Origin of the sequence: Bacteroides nordii (assembly GCF_019930665.1) — a bacterium.
Classification (GTDB): Bacteria; Bacteroidota; Bacteroidia; order Bacteroidales; family Bacteroidaceae; genus Bacteroides; species Bacteroides nordii.
Map to the genome: position 1 here is coordinate 2,866,874 of NZ_CP082886.1, position 22,253 is coordinate 2,889,126.

General features: G+C 38.2%; 22 protein-coding genes and 2 tRNA genes. 11 read left to right on the top strand and 13 right to left on the bottom strand.

Annotated elements, in window-relative coordinates; translation table 11 throughout:
- The first annotated feature begins 30 nt into the window (after positions 1–30).
- The 6 genes from K8P02_RS11545 (at position 31) to K8P02_RS11570 (ending at position 4,817) form a co-directional block, all read left to right on the top strand.
- Positions 31–1,032 carry a 2-hydroxyacid dehydrogenase gene (locus K8P02_RS11545; protein ID WP_002561346.1) on the top strand — a complete coding sequence of 334 codons (1,002 nt, stop codon included), beginning with the start codon at positions 31–33 and terminating at the stop codon, positions 1,030–1,032.
- Positions 1,033–1,092: 60 nt separating this feature from the next.
- Positions 1,093–1,797, top strand: a complete 705-nt coding sequence (locus K8P02_RS11550; protein ID WP_002561345.1) for a pirin family protein — start codon at positions 1,093–1,095, stop codon at positions 1,795–1,797.
- Between the two features lie 13 nt (positions 1,798–1,810).
- Positions 1,811–2,455: a pyridoxamine 5'-phosphate oxidase gene (gene pdxH, locus K8P02_RS11555; RefSeq protein ID WP_002561344.1), complete on the top strand. Its 645-nt coding sequence runs from the start codon at positions 1,811–1,813 to the stop codon at positions 2,453–2,455.
- A gap of 66 nt (positions 2,456–2,521) precedes the next feature.
- Positions 2,522–3,253 carry an MBL fold metallo-hydrolase gene (locus K8P02_RS11560; protein WP_002561343.1) on the top strand — a complete coding sequence of 244 codons (732 nt, stop codon included), beginning with the start codon at positions 2,522–2,524 and terminating at the stop codon, positions 3,251–3,253.
- 11 nt (positions 3,254–3,264) lie between these two features.
- Positions 3,265–4,335: a DUF4468 domain-containing protein gene (locus K8P02_RS11565; RefSeq protein ID WP_195349314.1), complete on the top strand. Its 1,071-nt coding sequence runs from the start codon at positions 3,265–3,267 to the stop codon at positions 4,333–4,335.
- Between the two features lie 107 nt (positions 4,336–4,442).
- On the top strand, positions 4,443–4,817 hold the full coding sequence (locus tag K8P02_RS11570; RefSeq protein ID WP_002561341.1) for a VOC family protein: 375 nt from the start codon (positions 4,443–4,445) through the stop codon (positions 4,815–4,817).
- Between the two features lie 109 nt (positions 4,818–4,926).
- Here K8P02_RS11570 and K8P02_RS11575 read toward each other — a convergent pair whose 3' ends face one another.
- Positions 4,927–5,115, bottom strand: a complete 189-nt coding sequence (locus K8P02_RS11575; protein WP_002561340.1) for a hypothetical protein — start codon at positions 5,113–5,115, stop codon at positions 4,927–4,929.
- 95 nt (positions 5,116–5,210) lie between these two features.
- Here K8P02_RS11575 and K8P02_RS11580 point away from each other — a divergent pair, with 95 nt between their 5' ends.
- Positions 5,211–5,942, top strand: a complete 732-nt coding sequence (locus K8P02_RS11580) for a class I SAM-dependent methyltransferase (protein ID WP_025867176.1) — start codon at positions 5,211–5,213, stop codon at positions 5,940–5,942.
- A gap of 90 nt (positions 5,943–6,032) precedes the next feature.
- On the opposite strand, the gene K8P02_RS11585 is transcribed toward K8P02_RS11580, so the two are convergent.
- Together K8P02_RS11585 and K8P02_RS11590 are read right to left on the bottom strand one after the other, a co-directional pair.
- A complete protein-coding gene (locus K8P02_RS11585) occupies positions 6,033–7,892 on the bottom strand; it encodes an SLC13 family permease (RefSeq protein ID WP_025867175.1) in 1,860 nt (619 codons plus the stop codon).
- Between the two features lie 90 nt (positions 7,893–7,982).
- On the bottom strand, positions 7,983–8,588 hold the full coding sequence (locus tag K8P02_RS11590; protein ID WP_025867174.1) for a TlpA family protein disulfide reductase: 606 nt from the start codon (positions 8,586–8,588) through the stop codon (positions 7,983–7,985).
- A gap of 143 nt (positions 8,589–8,731) precedes the next feature.
- Here K8P02_RS11590 and K8P02_RS11595 point away from each other — a divergent pair.
- The 3 genes from K8P02_RS11595 to K8P02_RS11605 all read left to right on the top strand — a co-directional run bounded on the left by K8P02_RS11595 (position 8,732) and on the right by K8P02_RS11605 (position 10,931).
- A tRNA-Thr gene (locus K8P02_RS11595) sits at positions 8,732–8,805 on the top strand.
- Between the two features lie 204 nt (positions 8,806–9,009).
- Positions 9,010–9,234: a winged helix-turn-helix domain-containing protein gene (locus K8P02_RS11600; RefSeq protein WP_002561336.1), complete on the top strand. Its 225-nt coding sequence runs from the start codon at positions 9,010–9,012 to the stop codon at positions 9,232–9,234.
- 320 nt (positions 9,235–9,554) lie between these two features.
- Positions 9,555–10,931, top strand: coding sequence for a sulfatase family protein (locus K8P02_RS11605; RefSeq protein WP_044158118.1), 1,377 nt, complete (start codon positions 9,555–9,557; stop codon positions 10,929–10,931).
- Positions 10,932–11,459: 528 nt separating this feature from the next.
- On the opposite strand, the gene K8P02_RS11610 is transcribed toward K8P02_RS11605, so the two are convergent.
- From K8P02_RS11610 to K8P02_RS11635, 6 genes are all read right to left on the bottom strand, one after another.
- Positions 11,460–12,767: an IS5 family transposase gene (locus tag K8P02_RS11610; RefSeq protein WP_025868356.1), complete on the bottom strand. Its 1,308-nt coding sequence runs from the start codon at positions 12,765–12,767 to the stop codon at positions 11,460–11,462.
- A 179-nt stretch (positions 12,768–12,946) separates the two neighbouring features.
- A complete protein-coding gene (locus tag K8P02_RS11615) occupies positions 12,947–13,285 on the bottom strand; it encodes a hypothetical protein (RefSeq protein WP_025868344.1) in 339 nt (112 codons plus the stop codon).
- A complete protein-coding gene (locus tag K8P02_RS11620) occupies positions 13,266–13,475 on the bottom strand; it encodes a hypothetical protein (protein ID WP_007486473.1) in 210 nt (69 codons plus the stop codon). Before K8P02_RS11620 ends, K8P02_RS11615 begins: the two co-directional genes overlap by 20 nt.
- A 7-nt stretch (positions 13,476–13,482) precedes the next feature.
- Entirely contained in the window at positions 13,483–14,244 is a 762-nt protein-coding gene (locus K8P02_RS11625) for a Fic family protein (protein WP_025868345.1), read from the bottom strand.
- Between the two features lie 2 nt (positions 14,245–14,246).
- On the bottom strand, positions 14,247–14,495 hold the full coding sequence (locus tag K8P02_RS11630; RefSeq protein ID WP_025868346.1) for a helix-turn-helix domain-containing protein: 249 nt from the start codon (positions 14,493–14,495) through the stop codon (positions 14,247–14,249).
- A gap of 378 nt (positions 14,496–14,873) precedes the next feature.
- On the bottom strand, positions 14,874–15,476 hold the full coding sequence (locus K8P02_RS11635) for a master DNA invertase Mpi family serine-type recombinase (protein WP_025868347.1): 603 nt from the start codon (positions 15,474–15,476) through the stop codon (positions 14,874–14,876).
- A 123-nt stretch (positions 15,477–15,599) separates the two neighbouring features.
- On the opposite strand from K8P02_RS11635, the gene K8P02_RS11640 reads away from it, so the two are divergent.
- Entirely contained in the window at positions 15,600–16,448 is an 849-nt protein-coding gene (locus K8P02_RS11640; protein ID WP_223381306.1) for a TaqI-like C-terminal specificity domain-containing protein, read from the top strand.
- On the opposite strand, the gene K8P02_RS11645 is transcribed toward K8P02_RS11640, so the two are convergent.
- The 4 genes from K8P02_RS11645 to K8P02_RS11660 form a co-directional block, all read right to left on the bottom strand.
- On the bottom strand, positions 16,432–20,157 hold the full coding sequence (locus K8P02_RS11645; protein ID WP_223381307.1) for a type IIG restriction enzyme/methyltransferase: 3,726 nt from the start codon (positions 20,155–20,157) through the stop codon (positions 16,432–16,434). The genes K8P02_RS11640 and K8P02_RS11645 overlap by 17 nt on opposite strands.
- Before the next feature lie 295 nt (positions 20,158–20,452).
- Positions 20,453–21,436, bottom strand: a complete 984-nt coding sequence (locus K8P02_RS11650; RefSeq protein ID WP_449500916.1) for an ISAon1 family transposase — start codon at positions 21,434–21,436, stop codon at positions 20,453–20,455.
- Positions 21,432–21,794 carry an ISAon1 family transposase N-terminal region protein gene (locus tag K8P02_RS11655; protein ID WP_044158603.1) on the bottom strand — a complete coding sequence of 121 codons (363 nt, stop codon included), beginning with the start codon at positions 21,792–21,794 and terminating at the stop codon, positions 21,432–21,434. Before K8P02_RS11655 ends, K8P02_RS11650 begins: the two co-directional genes overlap by 5 nt.
- A gap of 352 nt (positions 21,795–22,146) precedes the next feature.
- Positions 22,147–22,218: transfer RNA gene (locus K8P02_RS11660), tRNA-Cys, on the bottom strand.
- Positions 22,219–22,253 lie beyond the last annotated feature (35 nt).

Below are 22,253 nucleotides of genomic sequence, written 5' to 3' on the forward strand. Positions count from 1 at the left end.
GTGTTATTATGGATAATAAACATAGAAATTATGGCATATACAATCGCATTTTTTGGTACCAAGCCCTATGATGAAACTTCATTCAACGAAAAAAATAAAGAGTTCGGATATGAAATACGTTATTTCAAAGGACATCTGAACAAGAACAATGTGTTATTAACCCAAGGTGTGGATGCCGTCTGTATCTTCGTTAATGATACAGCTGATGCAGAAGTCATCCGCACGCTGGCAGCCAATGGCGTAAAACTCCTGGCGCTAAGATGTGCCGGATATAACAATGTGGACCTCGATGCTGCGGCCGACAACGGAATAACCGTATTACGTGTTCCTGCCTACTCTCCCTATGCTGTAGCAGAATATACCGTAGCACTCATGTTATCACTCAACCGTAAAATACCACGTGCTTCCTGGCGTACCCGCGACGGAAACTTCTCCCTGCACGGACTTATGGGTTTTGACATGCATGGAAAAACTGCCGGCATCATCGGCACGGGAAAAATAGCTAAAATACTGATTCATATCCTACGCGGATTCGGAATGAATATATTGGCATATGATCTCTATCCGGATTATAACTTCGCCCGTGAAAACCAAGTAGTATATACTTCATTGGACGAACTGTATCATAGCTCGGATATTATTTCACTACATTGTCCGCTTACCGAACAAACCAAATATCTGATCAACGATTACTCTATAAGCAAGATGAAGGACGGAGTAATGATTATCAATACCGGACGTGGACAACTCATCCACACCAATGCGCTTATAGAAGGTTTAAAAAATAAGAAGGTAGGTTCTGCCGGATTGGATGTTTATGAAGAAGAAGGTGAATATTTCTACGAAGATAAATCCGACCGTATCATCGACGACGATGTACTGGCGCGCTTACTATCATTCAATAATGTAATCGTTACCTCTCATCAGGCTTTTTTCACCAAAGAAGCATTAGGAAATATTGCAACGACCACTTTACAAAATATCCGTGATTTTATAAATCATAAACCCTTGCTAAATGAAGTGAAGAAATAGAACCTTTCGTTATCCGCAATTGTTAATTGTATATATAAACTTATAAACCAAGGAGAAATAATGAAAAAGGTAATACATAAAGCGGATACCCGCGGACGTTCACGCTACGATTGGCTGGATAGTCACCATACATTTAGTTTTGATGAATACTTTGACTCGGAACGTATCAATTTTGGTGCATTACGGGTATTGAATGATGATCGTGTTGCTCCCGGAGAAGGCTTCCAGACACATCCTCACAAGAATATGGAGATTGTATCTATCCCCCTGAAAGGAAAACTGGAGCACGGAGACAGTAAGAAGAACAACCGGGTGATTACTGTGGGCGATATACAAGTAATGAGTGCCGGTACGGGTATCTTCCATAGCGAAATGAATGGTAGCAAAACGGAACCTGTGGAATTCCTGCAGATCTGGATCATGCCACGCGAACGGAATACACATCCTGCTTACAATGATTACAGTATCCGCGAACAGGAACGAAAAAATGAACTGTCACTGATTGTATCACCCGATGGTAGTACTCCCGCCTCACTACTACAGGATACATGGTTCTCTATCGGTAAAGTGGAAGCCGGTAAAAAGTTAGGTTACCATCTGCATCAGACCCACGGAGGAGTTTACATTTTCCTTATTGAAGGAGAGATAGTAGTGGATGGTACAGTGATGCAACGCCGGGATGGCATGGGCATCTATGATACCAACAGTTTTGAGCTTGAGACTCTGAAAGACTCGCATATTCTGTTAATAGAAGTTCCAATGTAATAGCATCAAAATCATGGAAATAAATCTCGCCGGCATTCGGCAAGAATACACCAAAGGCGGATTGAAGGAAAGTGAACTTCCCGACAATCCGCTTTTGCTGTTTAACCGCTGGCTCCAGGAAGCCATTGATGCCAAAGTAAACGAACCTACTGCAGTGGTCGTAGGCACAGTGTCGCCCGAAGGACAACCCTCGACACGAACCGTTTTATTGAAAGACCTTCATAATGGCAAGTTCATATTCTACACGAATTATGAAAGCCGTAAAGGCAGGCATCTGGCAAATAATCCGCATGTATCTTTGTCATTCATCTGGCATCAACTGGAAAGGCAGGTACATATAGAAGGCATTGCAGCCAAAGTTCCGGCTCATGAATCGGATGAATATTTTAAAAACCGTCCATATAAAAGCCGTATCGGAGCCCGTATCTCTCCACAAAGCCAGCCCATCAAAAGCCGGATGCAATTAATACGAAACTTCGTGAAAGAAGCAGCGCAATGGATAGGGAAAGAAGTGGAACGCCCGCAGCAATGGGGAGGATATGCCGTCACTCCTACCCGGATAGAATTCTGGCAAGGCAGACCCAACAGGCTACATGACCGCTTTCTGTATACGCTACAGAAAGACGGAACCTGGAAAGTAACACGGCTGGCTCCTTGATTTTCCTACTTTTTCTTGTTTGTAATGAGAAGAATACGTAATATTGCATTCCTAAACCATTAACCCATGAAACTGGATTATATCTACCACAGTGGTTTTGCCATCGAAGCCGAAGGTGTAACCCTTATTATTGATTATTATAAAGATTCGTCAGAAACAGAACGAAACCGGGGAGTCGTACATGACTATCTATTGCAGAAACCCGGTAAATTATATGTTCTTTCTACCCATTTCCATCCCGATCATTTTAATCGCGAGATACTGACGTGGAAAGAACAACGTCCGGACATCATCTATATTTTCTCAAAAGATATCCTGAAACATCGTCGTGCCAAGCAGGAAGACGCTATTTATATTAATAAAGGAGAAAGCTATGAGGATGATGCTTTGAGAATTGACGCATTCGGTTCGACAGACGTGGGAATTTCTTTCCTCATTCACCTGCAAGGTATGCATATATTCCATGCCGGCGATCTCAACAATTGGCATTGGAGTGAAGAATCTACCGAAGAGGAAATACGTAAAGCGAATGGCGACTTTCTGGCAGAAGTGAAATATCTGAAGCAACAAACTCCTACCATTGACCTCGTCTTATTTCCGGTAGACCGGCGGATGGGAAAAGATTACATGAAAGGAGCCAAACAATTCATTGAACAAATAAAAACTACTATATTTGTACCCATGCACTTCAGTGAAGATTATGAGGGAGGAAATGCTTTCCGAAGCATAGCAGAGGCCAATGGATGCCATTTTATCAGTATCACTCACCGAGGAGAAACTTTTGATATTACTAAATAAAACATAGAATTATGAACAGATTAACACACTTTTTTCTTGTATTATTTCTTCTCTGCCTGCCGGTAAGTATCATGGCACAGAAAGATAAAGATGACAATGACGACAGCAGATACCTTGTTGGTGCGGTTCCCGAAGTAGATGGGAAAGTTGTATTTTCCAAAGAATTCAGCATACCAGGTATGTCACAGGATCAGATATTCGACAGAATGATGAAATGGATGGAAAACAGGCTGAAAGAGAATAAAAACCAGGGAAGCCGTATTGCGTACTGGGACAAAGAAAAAGGAATGATAGCGGGAATTGGCGAGGAGTGGATCGTATTCAGATCGAGTGCCTTGTCATTGGACCGCACACTGACAAACTATCAGATTACTGTAACCTGCAAACCCGGTCAGTGCCTGATGGAAATAGAAAAGATACGTTTCAGTTATCGTGAAACCGAAAGATATACCGCCGAAGAGTGGATTACCGATAAATATGCACTCAACAAATCAAAAACCAAATTGATACGCGGTCTGGCCAAATGGCGTAAAAAGACAATAGACTTTGCAGATGAGCTATTCGCCAGTGCAGCCCAGGCATTGGGAGCAGCAGAACCAACAGAACCAGAAGCACAAACTGCAAAAAAGCCAGTAACAGCTCCCGGACCAATCGTTATCACCCCGGCAACCCCTGTCACCGTTACTACCCCATCTGCAAGTACTACTCCGTCTGCGTCAGGCAACATACCCGGCTATACGGAAGTAGCACCTTCCCAAGTACCGGCCAGTGCTATTCAGATGGGTGCAGGCAAACTTGTAATTGCCATCGGTAAAGATGCATTCAACATGACAATGATGACTGCCAATGCAGGTGGTTCATTAGGAAAAATGGACGGTAAACCTGTTGTTTTCACCATATTCTCTCCCGATCAGTCCAACGAGCAAATAGAGAAGGCAGAAACCTACTCTGTAAGATTCTATCCTTCCAACCAAACAGAGCCTTCGGTAATTCTTGAATGCAAGAAACTCCCGTCACAAGCTCCACTGGAAGGGCAACCACGTACATATGTAGGAGAAATTGTAAAAGCCTGGATTAAATAATTATTCAATATGCTAATATGCCAATGTGCCGATTGGCTGCGCTATAATAAATATACCGCATAACAATCGGCACACTGGCATATTGACAAATTATCACATTATTAAATATGGAAATAAAAAGCAGATTTGATCACTTCAACATCAATGTAACCAATTTAGAGCGCAGTATCGCATTTTATGAAAAAGCGCTCGGCCTGAAAGAGCATCACCGTAAGGAGGCTAAAGACGGTTCATTCATATTGGTTTATCTCACTGATAATACGACCGGATTCCTACTGGAACTTACCTGGTTGAAAGAACATACAGAGGCTTATGAATTAGGAGAAAACGAAAGCCATCTTTGCTTTCGCGTAGCAGGCGATTATGATGCCATCCGTCAGTATCACAAAGAGATGAACTGCGTATGCTTTGAAAATACAGCTATGGGATTGTATTTCATCAATGATCCGGACGATTACTGGATTGAAATATTACCACAGTGAACAGTTGACAGTTGACAATGGACAATTGACAGTGGACAGTTAATAGTTACAATGTGGCATGATGCGCAGCTAACTGTCCACTGTCAATTGTCCACTGTCAACTAAATAACTATTTCTTATGCCTTCCCGCCCTTTTCCTTCTTATTTCCGCCTTCATTTTTGCAGCGCCAGAGCCATGGGTTCCTTTAATATAAGTTGTTTTCTTAGCTTTCGTCTTCACCTTATCTTCCTCTTTTTTAGGACCGTCTTTCTTTCCTTTGAAAACGATACCACCCATCATTGCATCTTCTAAGCTCATAATCTTACTTCTTTAATTCATATTTTCAATGTACAAAGATAATCCTTTTCTCCGAATTATCTATCTTTGCTTCCTTAACAACCAATAACGACGTAATGGAAACAACCTTACTCACAACAGACAAAGATCCTATGGGAGCTGCCATAGCCGACTATTTCAATCATCATAAGGCAAACCGCTTACAAGTATTCTCTTCACAGTTTGATGAAGACGAAATCCCCGTAAGACAGCTTTTCCGTAATGCCAAAACAATGCCATTGCTTGAACGCACTGCTCTGCAACTGGCAAACGGAAGTATTCTCGACGTTGGTGCCGGAAGTGGTTGCCATGCCATCGCTCTTCAGGAAATGGGGAAAGAAGTATGTGCTATCGACATTTCTCCGTTGTCTGTAGAAGTAATGAAACAACGTGGTGTTACTAACGCCCGACTTATTAATTTGTTCGATGAACAATTTGTTGACACATTCGATACAATCCTAATGTTGATGAATGGATCCGGTATCATCGGACGACTGGAAAATATGCCTGCTTTTTTCCGGAGAATGAAAATGTTACTTCGCCCGGGTGGCTGTATATTAATGGACTCAAGTGATTTACGCTATCTTTTTGAAGACGAGGATGGTAGTTTTGAAATAGACCTTGCCGGAGATTACTATGGTGAGATTGATTTTCAAATGCAATATAAAGATATTAAAGGAGACTCATTCGACTGGCTATATATCGATTTCCAGACCCTCAGCCTCTATGCTGCTGAATATGGTTTCAAAGCCGAGCTTGTCAAAGAAGGAAAACATTACGATTATCTGGCTAAATTAATAATGGGCTAATGGGCTACTAATATGCCAATGTGCCAATTGGCTGCGCTATTACCCTGCACAGCAATCGGCACATTGGCATATTGGCATATTAGCATATTATCAAAACGGAAACAGTAGTGGCAATGCAAATACCATCACCACGCCCATTATTATTTGAAGCGGTAATCCTACTTTTATATAATCCATAAACGTATATTGCCCTGCCGGCATCACCAAAGCATTGGGAGGTGTTGAGAACGGAGATGCAAAACACATACTGGCAGCTACAGTGACAGCAAACAAGAAGGGCACGGGGCTAACCCCTACCTGCAAAGCACTCTGTAAGGCAATAGGCGCCATCAATACTGCCGTCACAGTATTACTGATAAACATTGTCATCAGTGAGGTAGTGAAATAAATGCCTGCCATCAAAACAATCGGCCCATAGCTTCCCAATCCACTGACAAGGCTATTGGATATGTATTCTGACGCTCCCGTTTTTTCCAATGCCAAAGACATGGGAAGCATACCTGCAAACAATACGATTGTCTCCCAGTTTATTGTTTTATAAGCCGCCTCTACATTACGGAAACAACCTGTAAGTACCATTAATACTCCCGCAATCATCACCGCAGTAACAGGAGCCACCGGGATAAAATCGAATACCATCATCACTACCATCAGGAGCATGATAGCAGCTGCCACTGGAGCTTTATAATCCAATGTTACTTTAGCTGCCTCATCCAAAGGTTGACCCAACACTACCCAATCGGCATCTTCCTTACTCAATCGTGCTATATCCAGCCAGGTTCCCTGCACCAAAAGTACATCTCCACTGTGCATCTTCTCATTACCCAGTTCTTGCAGGATATACTCTTTTTTACGACGGATACCCAACACATTCAGATTAAACTTATCGCGGAAACCAGCCTCTTTCACAGTACGGTTCGATAGATTGGAAGAAGGCATCAATACGATCTCAGCAATACCAATATCATAAAAATCAAGTGATTTATCAGCCTTTGCAGCTTCTTCTGTTGTATGCCCGTCGAGCATTTCCAACAGATAATCCTGAGCAAACCGATCCACATTTTCAACCTCACCTGTAATATAAAGCACATCTTCAGCCTGCATCACAGTATCAGGGGAGGCTAGTTTTTGTGTAATCGTTTTCAGAAAACGATTCTGAGAAGCATCGCCACGACGTACCTCCAGAATATTCAATCCATATTTACGCCGTACATCCAGATCAATGATTGTTTTTCCTACCAATGCAGATGTAGAAACAGCACGCAATCGGAATAAATTGCTGGATAATCCATACTCTGCCACTAGCTGGTTCAATGACTTTCCGGAAGAGAGTCTCTCCTGTTTTTTTCCTTTCTTCGAAAGAAACCACTTGGTAAGAGGCAACAACACGAGTGTACCTACTACTACGCAAATGATCCCCACAGGTAAAAAAGAGAAAAAAGACAAAGGTTCAAATCCAACACTTGTCAATGTATTCTGAATCACAAGATTTGGTGGTGTACCAATCAGAGTCATCATACCTCCCATGCTACTTGCAAAAGCCAATGGCATCAACAAGCGGCTGGGATTCATACCCGCACTGACAGCCAGACTCACTACAATGGGGAGCATCAGCGCTACAGTACCTGTGTTACTAACAAAAGCCCCGATAGCAGAAGTAACCAACATCACCAATAAAAATAATCGCAATTCACTTTTCCCTGCCAGCTTCAAAATCTTACTGCTAATCATTTTTGCCAACCCTGTCTGAAAGATAGCTCCACCAACCACAAACAGTCCTACCATCATAATAACTACCGAATTGGAGAACCCCGAAAGAGCCTCTTCAGGGGTAAGTATCTGGAAAATAAGTAAAGAAATCAATGCACAAAGAGCAACGAGGTCAGAACGCACCTTACCACTCATAAAAAAAGCTGCAGATAGTACTAAAATAATGAGAGTTATAACCATAAAATGAGTTTAGGGATTAATAAAGTTTAAGTATTCTGTTCGTTTCAAAAAGACAAAAGCCAGTCAACACCGGCTTTTGTCTTTTTGAAACTACTTCTTTAGCATTTCATCAATTTTTTGCACCAAAGAAGTAAATTCTTCTTCATTATACAAGCGTGTGAGCTTCACAATCTTTCCATCACGGTCAATCAATACATTTCTTGTAATTCCCGAATCGCGAAGTGCATATTTAGCAAAGATATCCGCTCCCGGATCAAGTCCCAACGGATAAGTAACTCCGGTAGCTTTTGCAAAAGCAAGTACTTTATCCAACGGTTCATCACGATCAATACCGATCAAAGCAAAATTGGGATTATTCTTATGCTTCAACCAGATATCTTTCTCTATAAAAGGCATCTCCTTACGACATACTCCACACCAGCTGGCAGTGAACTGCAACATTACCACCTTCCCACGAAGTGTGGAAAGATTCACCTGTTTTCCATCGGTCAACGTCACCGTAAAATCAGGAGCCATCTCTCCTACCTTAACAATGTATCCCGTACTATCAGCCTGTATAGCACTATTATTTCCTATAACAACCGATACGCTATCTGTAGCAGCACTCTCTTTATCCTTTTTTCCTTGTCCGGAACAAGCTAAAACACCTGTAGCCAATAAGACCAGACAAGACACATTAAAAAAAATCTTTTTCATTTTCTCTTATACCTAATTAATTGATTTGCAAAAGTAAACAAATCATATGACTTATCAAATAGCATTCTCACCCTATTTTTTTTCATTTCCTTATTTGGAAATTTGGAGTAAATGATTACCTTTGCACCCGCAAAACAGAAAACGCCTCTTTAGCTCAGTTGGCCAGAGCACGTGATTTGTAATCTCGGGGTCGTTGGTTCGAATCCGACAAGAGGCTCACTTATCTTTTAAACGTTTTTCGAATATCGGAAAACGTTTTTCATTTATCGAAACTTTTCCACTTTTCGTATCTATTTCGTTTCAAAGTTACAAAATCAGAACCGCTATTTCATTTATAGTGTTCATTCAGAAGCATTCCCCCCGACTTTTTCACCCCTCTGTTTTGTTATATAATCAGGGAAACAATAAACATATCTGCATTATGGAAAAAGCAAGAATTGGAGAAAATTCAAGCAAAGTATGGCGGGTACTTAACGAGATGAAGAAAATCTCCGTTCACGAACTATGTACAATAACCAATCTGGCTATTGAAGATGTAATGTTAGCTATCGGATGGTTAGCAAGGGAAAACTGTATCTTTATTGAAAAAAGAGAAGATACCATCTACATCAGTAACGGTTCGGAATATTACTTCTGCTTCGGATAAGAACACGAAGAAAAAAATCCGCTACAATCCCAGTAAAAAGAAAGTGTATTCTGTTACATATTACTGTAACAGGCCACTTTCTTTTTGAATATACATTCCGTCCAACTACATATATCAATCACATTCAAAGTAGTTATCACATAACACTGAAATAGTATTTGCACAAAATTACAGGTAATTCACACAAAATTGATAGCCTAATAAACATTCCATTGAACAAAAAGGACATAAACATCAATCCAAACAGACAAAAAAGAGTAACTTAGCAATCAGGAAAATAATCCTCATCAAAGATGATTTATTTATCAAAACTAAATAATATGGTAAAACCAAATTCAATGAAGTATCTGGCATCACTCTCTTTGTTATGCCCCTCTGTGGCTTTTGCTGCCGAACACCCCAACATTATCTACATCTTCACTGACCAACAAACAGCCAACGCCATGAGTTGTGCCGGAAATCCGGATTTACATACTCCTAATCTTGACAGGTTGGCTGCTGCCGGTGTGATGTTCAACAATGCTTATTGTACCTCTCCCCTTAGTGGTCCTTCACGCGGTGCAATGTTTACGGGCCACTATCCCGGTGCAGTAGGATTATCCGTAAACGGCTCACCAATGCCCGATTCACTCAAGAACCAAACATTGGGTACATTGATAAAAAATGCCGGATACGATTGTGCTTATGGTGGCAAATGGCATATCCCTTTGCTTGATATACCCGATAAAGAATATGGCTTCGACAATATATATAAACATAGCGATGACGGATTGGCGGAAGCTTGTGCCGAATACCTTTCACGCGAGCACAAGAAGCCATTCTTTTTGGTCGCTTCGTACGATAACCCGCACAACATTTGTGAATATGCACGAAGTCAGAATTTACCTTATGGCAATATAGACACCCCCGACATTCGGGATTGTCCGGGGCTGCCTGCCAATTTTGCAAAAAGTCCTTATGATGCTGATATCATAGAAAACGAAAGAGCAAATAACTATAATGTATATCCTACAGCCAACTATACCCCCGAAGACTGGCGCATGTACCGGTATAACTACTACCGTCTGGTAGAAAAGGTAGACAAGGAAATCGGAAAAATTATTGATGCTATCGATAAAAACAACCTTTGGAAGAATACAGTCGTTATCTTCTCCAGCGATCATGGAGATGGTATAGGTGCTCACCACTGGAATCAGAAATCTGCCTTATATGAAGAAGTGGTCAATATTCCTCTCATCATCACATTACCTGGTAAGAAGCATGCAGGTAAAATACTGCCTCAGCTCATCAGCAATGGCGTAGATTTCTTTGCTTCTATCTGTGATTGGGCAGGTGCTGAAATACCGAAGAGTGCAACCGGAAAATCATTTCGTAAAATTGTGGAAGAAGGAAACCTACAAAGTCCGCATCAGGACTATATCATCACCGAAACACAGTTTGATGGCAGCAAAACCAGAGGTTGGATGGTACGTAGCAAACGTTATAAATATGTACTTTACGATAAAGGGAATCATCGTGAACAACTATTTGACATGCAAGAAGATAGAGGCGAAACAAGAAACCTGACAATGGAAAATACTTACAATAATGAGTTACAAAAGCATCGTGATATTCTTGAAAATTGGATGAATACCTATAATATCCGCCCAACTCGTCCGAAATTACATGATGTCCCCGGAAAGAAACTTAAAAAATAAAGCCAATATCATACAATCTCTTACATTCAGGCTAAAAGCTGAGCACAATGTTTTTGTGTTCAGCTTTTAATATTTAGTATTTGGCCACCGTTTCATAAACAAATAAAAAAAGTAAGCAATTAGTTATTGACCTCATCCCCCTATTTTATAGCTTTGGAACTCTACAATTCGAACCACTTTTTTATTTACAATAAAGGATAAGCAACTATCTCCACTCAAAAAAATCTATATACAAGGCTCGTAAAATGCTTAAAAACAGCACTGACCGAAGTTAGTGCTGTTAAAGATACTAATTTGAAAGCTAATCACAAAAAAAAACTGAAGAGTATACATACACCTGTTCCGGAAGATTTTTTAATAATCATTACACACGTGCGTGATGAGGCTTACCGATACCTCAAAAGAGGTATGTTTTTTATGTTACCTCTTTAGTTACTTGAGGAAACTTAAATGGTAACTAAAACTATACCGGAAAATGAAACTTTTGGGACTGCTATAAAAAAAAGGCATAACCTAAATAGTCGTCCCTTAAAAAGTATATTTCAGCGAAAGATTCTCTTTTATGAGTGTTTCGCTGATTTTTTCCAATAGCCACATAAGAACCTTCATGGCTCTTTTGAAGTTATATGCAGCCGCTGCTAATATAACATTGATAGCATCTCCCACTAATCCTTTATAAAAGTTTCGTCCTAGACGATAATCAGCCTTTAGATGTCCGATAGTTGGTTCTATTCCTGCCCGCTTGCAAAATAACTTATGTTTCTTTTTCCGTTGGTAGTATGTATCTTTAGCTCTTGGCGCATTGGGAATAAGTATTTGTGTCCCGTCTATTTCTTTCCTACCCCGATAACCCCTGTCTCCGGCTAATCGTCTGATGCTTTTACCCGTCAACCTGCGTACTTGCTCCAGACTCTTTTGGATCGTATGCCCATCGTATTCATTGCGGAAAGAGCTGGCACCAAGTATGACGCCCGTGGCAGAGCGTATGATGGAGACTTTGTTCCCGAACTCGTATTTCTTTTGTTCTTTGCCTTTACTGATGCACTGAACCTCAGGTTCATGAATTGAATAAATCTTATGGGAGGAGTTACGGCGTTGTAAGAGTATCTTCTTAAAGATGGATAGCAATTCATCATGTTGACGATTCTGCCCTAAGTTACGCTCCAGTTCTCTGACCAGACGCCCGGCAATCGTGCGTAAACGTTTATCGGCTTTTATGGCTTTCCTCCGGTTCTTGGGATGATTACGAAAACGTTGATCCCGATAAATACCTTTCAAAACAAAGGTGTATGATTGCCGCATGGGAAGATTGAGTTCTTTTACAATTTTCAATACTTTACCAATTATCTTTTTGTGCAATTTTGCATCTGTGGGATAAGTCACATTCTTTTCCTGTACGGTAGAGTCTATAAAGGCGGTGGCATGATGGTCATCATCACTCTTGTCATCATTCACACGGATGCTTTCAGAAAGAATAAGTTCCATGCCTTTCTCACCTATCCGTTTGCGAAAATGCACAAGCTCGGATGAGGCGCAAGGGAAAGAGGGCACAAACTCATGCATACCGCAGAAGTACTGAAAATAGGCGTTCTCACTCCATTGTTCAACTACAGACTCATCAGAGATGTTGCGCAGATGTTTGAGAATCAGCAAGCCACACATTAAACGGATCGGTTTAGCCGGACGGCCATTGTCTGAGCAGTAAAGAGGCGTGAAGGAGTTTTCAAATACGCACCAGTTTATCTTGTGAGAGAGTTTATACAAAGGATGTTGCTGGTTTAGTAAATCATCCAGGGATGAGAACAGAGACGGAGAAGATGGAGTTGTATTTATCATAAAAATCTGCAAGTTTCAATACCCAAAGATACGAAAACTTGCAGATTTACAATAGAAGTTTGATAATTATATTGTTGAATATCAGATAATAAAATACTTTTTAAGGGACGACTAAATAATTTAAGTTATGTGGCATAAAACATCTAAATCAATAGCACACAGTTACTTTTTACGTATCTTTAAAAACATGGAAGTGTTTTACATAGACGCTCCATGTGTTTTAGTTCGTTTTCAACCCTAATACTTACATCGACACCATTCACTGAGAACCAACGCTTTTTGCCTTTTCTTATCTCTTTTTGTAAGTCCTCAGATATTAAATTCAGTTTAAGTAAATCCAAAGTTAATGCATCTTTTGCCATCCTTATTTGAGGATATTTTTTATAATATATATATTCATCCTTACATTTATAGTAAGTTTTAATTCCAAAATTTAAAATTGATTCAATGCTTTCTATATCCTTTGATATAAATACAATTATTGCATCCATTCTTGCCTTATTCTTTAGAGATTTCATAATGTAAAGGGTTGTTTATCATATATGGAGTATCTTTGGTTACTCCTGCAGCTTTAATTTCCTGAGTAGTTTCACATTTAAGAAGTTCAAATTCTGGTAATTTCATACAATTTCTAACCTTGTTTACATCGTATCCATACCATTCACAGAAAGTCTTTGCTCTCCATGAAATTTTATTTACTTTTTTCATATTTCAACTATTCCATAATAGTTAAGTACCGTAACAAAGACTCTTTTTCAGCCTCAGCAACAAGTTTTCGAAAGTCTTCCGGTTTATTTTCTGTATGCGATTTCTCTAAAGCCCTGTAATAGCTTATTTTGGCTTCATTACTGCCTTTTAATGTGATAAGGGTATAACCATTACGTAAGAGATATAGATTCATCAATAGACGGGAAGTACGTCCGTTACCGTCAATAAACGGATGGATGCGTACAAGTTCATCATGGAGATAGGTAGCAATAAGAACCGGATGAATCTTTTCTTTTTCCATCTGCTGAAACTTGATAATAAAGTCTTCCATTTGCTTCTCTATCAAATAAGGTTGGGGTGGCATATGTGTACTACCTGAAATCATAACAGGGACAGTACGATACTTTCCGGCATTCTCACGATCTATGCCATGAAGAATAAGGGCGTGTATTTCTTTAATGGTATGTTCGCTTATCTCTATATCCTTTTTCGCAATGTCTTTAATGTAGTCTATTGCTTCCGCATGATTAATTGCTTCTAAGTGCTCACGCATGGATTTGCCTGATATGGTTACCCCTTCATTTACAACAAGGGCAGTCTCTTGCAAAGTAAGGGTGTTACCCTCTATACGGTTGCTTTCGTAAGTATATTCAATATCCAAAGCATCCTGAATCTTTTTCAGTGCTTCTTCAGGGAGCGGACGCAAAGCTGATAATTGTATTTTGAGTGTATCAACTTCATTCAATAGTTGTTTCATTTCTTCATTCATGGTCATTCAGCTTTGATATTGATACTCTTTCCACAGTGAGGACAGGACAAAGAGGCGGTTCCGGTCTTGGATTGCTCAAAGAGTTCAGTAACCGAAACTTCCAAAGCATCCGCTATTTTGTTTAATGTTTCGACCGTTGGGTTACCATTAACCATATTAGACAGATTTACTCTATTTATTCCCATCTTATCGGCAAGCTCTGTTATGGTCATGCCTTTTTCTTTTATAACTTCCTTTATTCTTAAATCCATATCGTAATGTTTTAGTTTACGGTACAAATATAAGAATTATTATTAAATGTAATGTTTTTACAGTACATTTTTCAGTTAAAGTAATGTTAAATATTTCTTTCCATTTGGGTTAATGTACCGCTATATATTACGTTTGCATCATAAACAAAACATAAAACATTACGGATATGAAACGATACAATTTATCAGAGATTATGAAGAGAGCACACAACTTGTATAACAATGCACGTGCAAAGTACCCGACATTCTCCGATGCACTCCGCAAAAGCTGGAAAATGGCTAAATTCAACATACATCTTTTATTATTTTAGATTATCTTGATATGTAAAAGTCAGGGGCTTTTCCTTTCAGTTACTCCTGATTTTGAATTTAGTTTTCTCAAAATCCTATATGGGTGTTTTTTATAAATTCAGCAACTGTAAGACGATGAACACCTAATATTCTTGCAATAGCACTCTTTGAAATTTTTTTTGCCAATAAAGCTCTTATTTCATCTTCTTTACCTGTAAGTTTATGAGTTTTTGATTTACTTCCTTTGGGTCGACCAAGTATTACCCCCTCTGATTTTTTGCGTGCAAGAGCCTCTTTTGTACGCTGAGATATAAGATTTCTTTCAATCTCAGCAGAAAGCCCAAAAGCAAAAGCTAAAACTTTAGAGTTAATATTGTTGCCTAACTCATACCTTTCCTTAATAGTAAATACTTTAATTTCTTTCTCCATACATGTATGCAAAATACTCATTATTTGCATCAGATTACGCCCCATTCTGGATAACTCTGTAACGACTAATATATCCTCCTTCGTCATCTTTTGAAGCAATTCTCCAAATTTTCTGTCCGCAAGCTTTTTTGTGGCACTAATTGTTTCTTCTATCCATTCATCTACTTCAAACTGCCTATCGGTAGCGAAGTTATTAATTTCAAATCTTTGATTTTCTGTTGTCTGCTTATCGGTGCTGACTCTGATGTATCCGTAAATCATATGATGCATTTATTTGTTTAGACATTTAATTGATATAAAAAATATCAAAGATAATATATTACATCGATAACTGTATATAATTATAATATATTTTATACGAGCGATTACTGTAGAGAAAATCTGATGCCAAATATATTTTCATCTGATAGCTGGATAATACTAAGTCCAATAGAGCAAAGTATAAAATCAAAGGTAGAAAAGGTAGGTAAACCTCTGAAAAATTGGGATATTCAGATTAACTATGGAATAAAAACAGGTTTCAATGAGGCATTCATAATTGATGGAAAGACAAAAGATACACTGATTGAAAAATCGCCTAAAAATGCCGAACTCATTCGACCAATTTTACGTGGCAGGGACATAAAACGATATAAGGCAGATTTCGCAGACTTGTGGATAATCAATTCCCATAATGGTTATGGCAATATTCCTGCGGTTAATATTGAAGATTATCCCGACATAAAAGTACATCTTGATTGCTATATCGCTGATTTACAGAAAAGAAAAGATAAAGGAATAACACCATACAACTTACGTAGCTGCATTTATATGGAGGATTTCTCTAAACAGAAAATCGTATACCCCAATATGACGAAGTTTATGCCTTTCTTCTTGGATATTGATGGATATATGGTTAATCAGAAATGTTTTATAATAACAGGGAATAATATCGGATTTTTATCTGCTTTCTTCAATTCGAGCCTTTTCAAATTTTGCTTTAAAGATAATTTTCCTGAACTGTTTGGAGATACGAGAGAGCTGAGCAAAATATTTTTTGATAAAATTCCCGTTATTGAAATTAATACCCAAATGGACTCCAAATTTAGAGACTTAGTATTGGAGATTCAAAAATTAAAACAGTGTAATAAGTCTACAAAACACATTGAAATACAGATAGATGAGATGATATTTGATTTATATGGTTTATCTATAAATGAACGAAAAACAATAGGATTTATTGAGCTTCAATAAATGAAATCTCTTCATCAGTCAGCTGGTAAAGTTGATAAATAGCATTGTCTAAAGCAGTAATATTTTCTTTACTAGGTTCGTGAATTATTTTAGTAACCAATATTTCAATTTGAGTCTTCTCTTCAGATGTTGGAGTCTTGACTACTAGAGATTCTAATGTATATTTTTTCCATCTATTGGTACCCATTCCTGTTCTTGTACCTATTTGATTAAAAGACCATTCCCCTAATTTTGAGTTTAGAATAGCCAGTAAAAATTTCAAATTATTACCAGTCATTAAAAAAGTAGTAGCTTCTGGGTACATTCCCATCTCATCGAGTGCAAATTTTGATTTATCAGAAATTTCTCCCCAGACGATTTTCTGTTTAGAGAAATCCTCCCAATAACTTATGCTATCTTGCGTTTCAAACCATTGATTATTAGTCTTTTTACGTGCACCATTATCTCCTGTTTGTTTTAATCTGTTATACCCAAATGACAAAAGATACTCTTTTATATCTGGGTAGTTGTCAATATTATAATGCATACTTGGGAATGTTGCAATTATCCACAGGTCTGCGAAATCTGCCCTATATCGTTTTATGTCCCTGCCACGTAAAATTGGTCGAATAATTTCGGCATTTTTTGACGATTTTGCAATTAATCTATCCTTAGTTTCCTTGTCAATAATAAACGCCTTATTGTACCCAGTAAGTATTCCACGATATATGTTAATATCCCAATTTTTCAGAGGTTTACCTGCTTTTTCTATTTTTTCTTTAATTCGTTTTTCAATTGGTGAAAGTACAATCCAACTATTCTCAGCTTTGAAGTGCATTGAGGTTAAATTCTGCTTACAGTAATCGCTCAATTTATCTATACTAAAAGTAGCCTTATCAATTACGCACGCTTGTGTTGTTCCTTCAGAAGACGAAGCTTCAGCAAATAGTATGTTAGCCCTAACAGTAGCAGAATCAAAAACTTTGAATTCTGAGAAATCAATCAGCTGTATTACATTGCTATTTTCAATAAGAAATCTACGCAAGCACTCCCCATATCCAGCTCTTAACCATGTATTTGAAGTTATATAGGCTAATAATCCATGTTTCTTGAGTAAGGCAATACCAAGCTCGTAAAATAAACAAAATATATCACCAGTCTTTACAAAAGTCTGATAACCTATTTGTTGCAGAGCATCTGCATCCGTTCCCATTTTTTGCAACTGGATATATGGCGGATTTCCTATTATGCAATCGAAACCTATAAAATCCCCTTCATCACTAAGTACTTCAGGAAATTCGAGTCTCCATTCAAATGCACTCAAATAGATACGATTAGTTTTGATTTCTTCAAAAAAATATTCTATTTTTCGGATTTCTTCTTTTAAATTGGCTATCTCTTTATTACGAATTTTCTGCTCTTTATTTGAAAACTCAAATAGAGAAGGTGCTTCCAAATCATTTAATTTAGCCTTTTTACTTCTGAGTTGCTTAAGCTTAGGTTCATTGTTTGCAATTTCTGTGCGAAGTGTAGATTTTATCGATGCTATCATCGAACTTATCTCTTTTTTCTTTGACTTATTTGGTGCATTTTTATATCCAGAAACAGCTTCTCTGTACTCCGCAATCGTAATGCCCGACTGTCGAAGTACTTGCCTAATATCTGTATTAAATGAAAAACGATACAGCAATGAATTACCACACTTGATATTTATATCAATATTAGGCAGAGTCTCTAAATGTACATATCCACTTTCCTTTGTATAGTAGGCGTTTTTAAGTAGTTCAATCCACAAACGCAGGCGGCAAATCTTAACAGAATTAGGATTAATATCCACTCCAAATAAGCAGTTCTCAATTATTGTCTGCTTCTCCATAAAAAGAGTTTCCTGTACTCTTTGACTCTCTGGGCTTTGAGGATTGTAACCAAAAGTATCTCCTTCGTCATCAGTAATTACAAGCTCATCATTTATTATCTCAACTTTATAATCACGTATTCTTTTGCCGTTAATGTCTGACAAAATACCAAGTTCGTACTTTAGTCTTATTATCTCATTGAGAGCTGATACTAAGAAGTGTCCAGAACCAACAGCAGGATCACATATTTTCAACGAATTAATAATATGATTAGCCTGAGGAATATCGCTTATCTTGTTATGTAAATCTACAATCGTAACACATCCCCAGCCATAATATTCGTTAAATTTTCTAATAACTGTCTTTTCGATAGCTTCACGACAAATATACATAGTAATAAACCCTGGAGTAAATACGGCTCCATCCTTATGCCCATTTATCTTCTCAAAAATAAGCCCTAATACCGAGGCATTAATAAGAGCTTTAGCATCCTCTCTAACATCTTCCTCTCCTTCGCTTGCGAAATCATACGCATCAAGAAACTGAAAAAGATATTCGAGCGTAGTCAGTTTTGTAAATTTGGGTTTCCCTTTTTTATCTTTAAGTACTGTTGTATTTGGTATAGATAGCAGAAGTTTAGAATCAAGATTACTCATCAAAATAGTCCTGTGCTCCAACTCGCTCACCTCGAAAAGTGAACTATTTAGGTAAGGCACATGAGTATATTTCTCTTTAATGGATGCCGAACGATCTTCATACCCTCGTGCAAGAACTTGGAAAAAGAGACGATTCAACTCATCATAGTCACTAATTTTCTCACTATTGAGGAATCCATAATGTTTGTCTCCCTTTTGGTATCTAATTAGTTGAGCTTCGAGTAATTTAAGGAAAAGAATCCTGTTTATCCACGTAATAGTCAATTCTAATGCAACATTAAACAGCTGTTCCTCTCGATTTTTTCCATACGTTGCTATATTGGGGATTTTATCAATATGCTCCTCAGCATCAAGAATATTAATAGCATTCTCTATAATTGAAGCTTCTTGTCTATTTTTAGAAGACGAACGATTGATTATTTTTTTACCTCCGTCAGCAACCTCTTCTAAACCCATAATATGCAACAACTCATTATAAAAATTCTTATCAAGAGAATTACTATCATTCTGGAATGACTGCTTGAGTAAATGTGCTGGACTAAAAACTTTATATAGTTCAAGAAGTTTCTTATTCTCAGAATTGTCATTTCGCTCAAGTAGCTTGGAGTAATCTCGCAAATCAAAATGTGTAAATTCGATCTGATTTTTCACCTCTTCAATGTACTTAGCAGCAATCTCCTTATAAAAGAAATCAGTATTAGAACTAACAAGCCTATCATCCTTAAAGTTCCGATATTCTTTTAACAGTTTTTGATTAGAGTGAAAAATACGTTCAAATTCCTGCGCATCAAAAATATAATATTCATAGATATTTGTAATAACCAAATATTTCAATTCTGTATTTTTTGCATCAATACGTTCTCGAAGATAATATAAGAGAATCTCTTGCATCGCTTTACGATTAAGCTCTTCGGGTGTAATCATTTCTGTTGCATTATTATTCTTTTTGACTTCAAACAAGACAGCAACAGGCGCATTAGCCTGTTTTGACGAGTGTATTACAAAATCAATCCTACCTTTCTGGGCAACTAAATAGTCGGGATGATAGTATGTATTCTTAAAGAAATCCATCAAGTGAGTTTTGGTATTCTCTTCAGTTTCAGTATCAGAAATATTTGATAATAAATTCTTCAAATTTGCCACAAAGCGGTTAAAATTATCTGTAGTAATTTTAACTTGACGATAAGTCCTATTGATGGATTGTGATATTTTAAGCATAACAGTATGATTATTACAGAACAAAAGTAATAAAATTATCCGTTTTTTGCTATGCATAAACTCAAAGAATTACAGCCTCCCCATATATATGCGTAAAGTAGCAGGAAATCTTATCCATCTACCGGCTTGATGCTATGCTGAATAAGTTTTTATGTTCCATCTATTTTGCAAATATTACGATAATTAGAAAACCACACTTTATATTTAGGTGATGATTAGAAAGCCAATCCGCACTATATTCATCTTTTCACTACTTTTAAGGGGTCAGTCCGAAAACCCTGTGGGTATGTTAAATTCACACTGTCAGTTTGCATAATCTAAACATAAAGAATGGTATATCTCCTACTCCTCTAAACTGTGCTCTGAATGCTTTAATTTTTGCATTGAATGATTCTGCAAATGCATTCGTTTCCCTGCTAACAAAATAGTTTAGTATTGTTTCATAATAGTTCTGCATGGTATTTGTTACGGTTCTGAAACATCCGTATCCCAGCTTTTCTATTTTATTGTACCACAAGGCAAGCTTTCCACGTGCCACATCCTTGTCATAGTGCTTATTATATATATTGGTCAACTCTATAGCCAAGTCGTAAACTGATTTCAGTTCCGGATAATGTTCGAATATGATTTCCGCACGTATTCTTTGGGATTCAGTCCATTTACTATAATGCTTGACAAGTACATGTTTAGCCCTTACCAACAGCTGCTTACGGGTATCACCATTGGCATATCGAAACGGGACATACTCTATATTTTGTTCTTTGCACCGCTGAATTTCATCGTTCTCTAAATCCCGTGCCATCCAGCGATAAGTAATCCTGAGCTCATCAATTGCCTCATAAAAGAGCTTCTGTACATGAAACCGATCATTGGTCATGGTGGCATTAGGAAAAGCCGTTCGGACAATCCGCATCATGGTCGGTGAAAGATCCAAAGTGACCTCTTTGACTGTCTTACGCTTGGAGAGATGAATCATTTCAAGCACCTTTATGACGTCTTCAGACTTCGTGCCACGTATCATGGCCACAAGGGTACCTCTGCCACCATGTCCTGCACGGTTAGTGACAACAGTATACAATTCTCCGCAGCTCAAAGAAGTCTCGTCAATACAAAGGCTGGGACCTATGTTTTGTTTGAACAGGACATATTCTGAGGCATGACCTAACTGGTCCCACTGTCGGTATGAGCTGATAAACTCCTTGTACTGGGAAGTTAACTGTTTACCGTTTACCCCATAAGCATCTGCTATGGAGCTTATGCTGGCCGCGGTAGTTTCAATCTTCTTCTTTTAAAAAAGCAACGAACTCAGGAGTGAGTTTCGTTCCTTCGGCAGTTAGATCATCGTAGGTATAAGAAAACGTTTCCCCGGTAGCTTTGTCATACCAGTGACGACGTCTTACGTGGAGATAAACAGGTTTGCCACGCAAAGGAAAGTCCTGAATAACTTTCTCATCGGTAAAACCATGGGAGATCACGGTTCCGCTCTTGTAGTCAGAACGTTCCAGGTAGTGTTTTTCATCAAGCCAAACTTCGATTTTATCAGAGCCGTCATGCCAACCGGAGATATCGAAATACTCCATTAAAACTTCGGGAAAGATGACTCGTAGTAACTTATCTAGATTGCGATTAGAATTCATTGGATTGTTATTTTTTTTATCTTAATGCAAAGATAGTTCACTTTCGCATATTAACATAACATACCCACAGGGTTTTCGGACTGCCCCCCTTTTAAGCCTCCGCTTCAAATTTATCATTCTATATTTCTTCATATAAATCACATATAATAGAAAGAGCACTTAAGGACTACGAGATTCTTGAATGGCAAATCACTTTAAATCATTTGTGCTTCCACTGTAAACTGAATCCTAAAAATAATCAAAAGAAATATTGGAGAATATTCTCAAATTTTCAAGTGGTCCCCGAAACGGTCTCCGTAAAAAATAAGCCCTTGAAAGTACTTGACTTTCAAGGGCTTTAAAGTGATGGTTGAGGTTCCTGGCGGATTCGAACCGCCGTACACGGTTTTGCAGACCGCTGACTAAGCCACTCATCCAAGGAACCTTATTTCCTCGTTTGCGGTTGCAAAGGTAATACTA

What these genes read in the sequence shown, in the direction of transcription:
- K8P02_RS11545 (WP_002561346.1), top strand. Translation starts at nt 31, where the DNA reads ATGGCATATACAATCGCATTTTTTGGTACCAAGCCCTATGATGAAACT.
- K8P02_RS11550 (WP_002561345.1), top strand. Translation starts at nt 1,093, where the DNA reads ATGAAAAAGGTAATACATAAAGCGGATACCCGCGGACGTTCACGCTAC.
- pdxH (WP_002561344.1), top strand. Translation starts at nt 1,811, where the DNA reads ATGGAAATAAATCTCGCCGGCATTCGGCAAGAATACACCAAAGGCGGA.
- K8P02_RS11560 (WP_002561343.1), top strand. Translation starts at nt 2,522, where the DNA reads ATGAAACTGGATTATATCTACCACAGTGGTTTTGCCATCGAAGCCGAA.
- K8P02_RS11565 (WP_195349314.1), top strand. Translation starts at nt 3,265, where the DNA reads ATGAACAGATTAACACACTTTTTTCTTGTATTATTTCTTCTCTGCCTG.
- K8P02_RS11570 (WP_002561341.1), top strand. Translation starts at nt 4,443, where the DNA reads ATGGAAATAAAAAGCAGATTTGATCACTTCAACATCAATGTAACCAAT.
- K8P02_RS11575 (WP_002561340.1), bottom strand. Translation starts at nt 5,115, where the DNA reads ATGAGCTTAGAAGATGCAATGATGGGTGGTATCGTTTTCAAAGGAAAG.
- K8P02_RS11580 (WP_025867176.1), top strand. Translation starts at nt 5,211, where the DNA reads ATGGAAACAACCTTACTCACAACAGACAAAGATCCTATGGGAGCTGCC.
- K8P02_RS11585 (WP_025867175.1), bottom strand. Translation starts at nt 7,892, where the DNA reads ATGGTTATAACTCTCATTATTTTAGTACTATCTGCAGCTTTTTTTATG.
- K8P02_RS11590 (WP_025867174.1), bottom strand. Translation starts at nt 8,588, where the DNA reads ATGAAAAAGATTTTTTTTAATGTGTCTTGTCTGGTCTTATTGGCTACA.
- K8P02_RS11600 (WP_002561336.1), top strand. Translation starts at nt 9,010, where the DNA reads ATGGAAAAAGCAAGAATTGGAGAAAATTCAAGCAAAGTATGGCGGGTA.
- K8P02_RS11605 (WP_044158118.1), top strand. Translation starts at nt 9,555, where the DNA reads ATGGTAAAACCAAATTCAATGAAGTATCTGGCATCACTCTCTTTGTTA.
- K8P02_RS11610 (WP_025868356.1), bottom strand. Translation starts at nt 12,767, where the DNA reads ATGATAAATACAACTCCATCTTCTCCGTCTCTGTTCTCATCCCTGGAT.
- K8P02_RS11615 (WP_025868344.1), bottom strand. Translation starts at nt 13,285, where the DNA reads ATGAAATCTCTAAAGAATAAGGCAAGAATGGATGCAATAATTGTATTT.
- K8P02_RS11620 (WP_007486473.1), bottom strand. Translation starts at nt 13,475, where the DNA reads ATGAAAAAAGTAAATAAAATTTCATGGAGAGCAAAGACTTTCTGTGAA.
- K8P02_RS11625 (WP_025868345.1), bottom strand. Translation starts at nt 14,244, where the DNA reads ATGAATGAAGAAATGAAACAACTATTGAATGAAGTTGATACACTCAAA.
- K8P02_RS11630 (WP_025868346.1), bottom strand. Translation starts at nt 14,495, where the DNA reads ATGGATTTAAGAATAAAGGAAGTTATAAAAGAAAAAGGCATGACCATA.
- K8P02_RS11635 (WP_025868347.1), bottom strand. Translation starts at nt 15,476, where the DNA reads ATGATTTACGGATACATCAGAGTCAGCACCGATAAGCAGACAACAGAA.
- K8P02_RS11640 (WP_223381306.1), top strand. Translation starts at nt 15,600, where the DNA reads ATGCCAAATATATTTTCATCTGATAGCTGGATAATACTAAGTCCAATA.
- K8P02_RS11645 (WP_223381307.1), bottom strand. Translation starts at nt 20,157, where the DNA reads ATGCTTAAAATATCACAATCCATCAATAGGACTTATCGTCAAGTTAAA.
- K8P02_RS11655 (WP_044158603.1), bottom strand. Translation starts at nt 21,794, where the DNA reads ATGAATTCTAATCGCAATCTAGATAAGTTACTACGAGTCATCTTTCCC.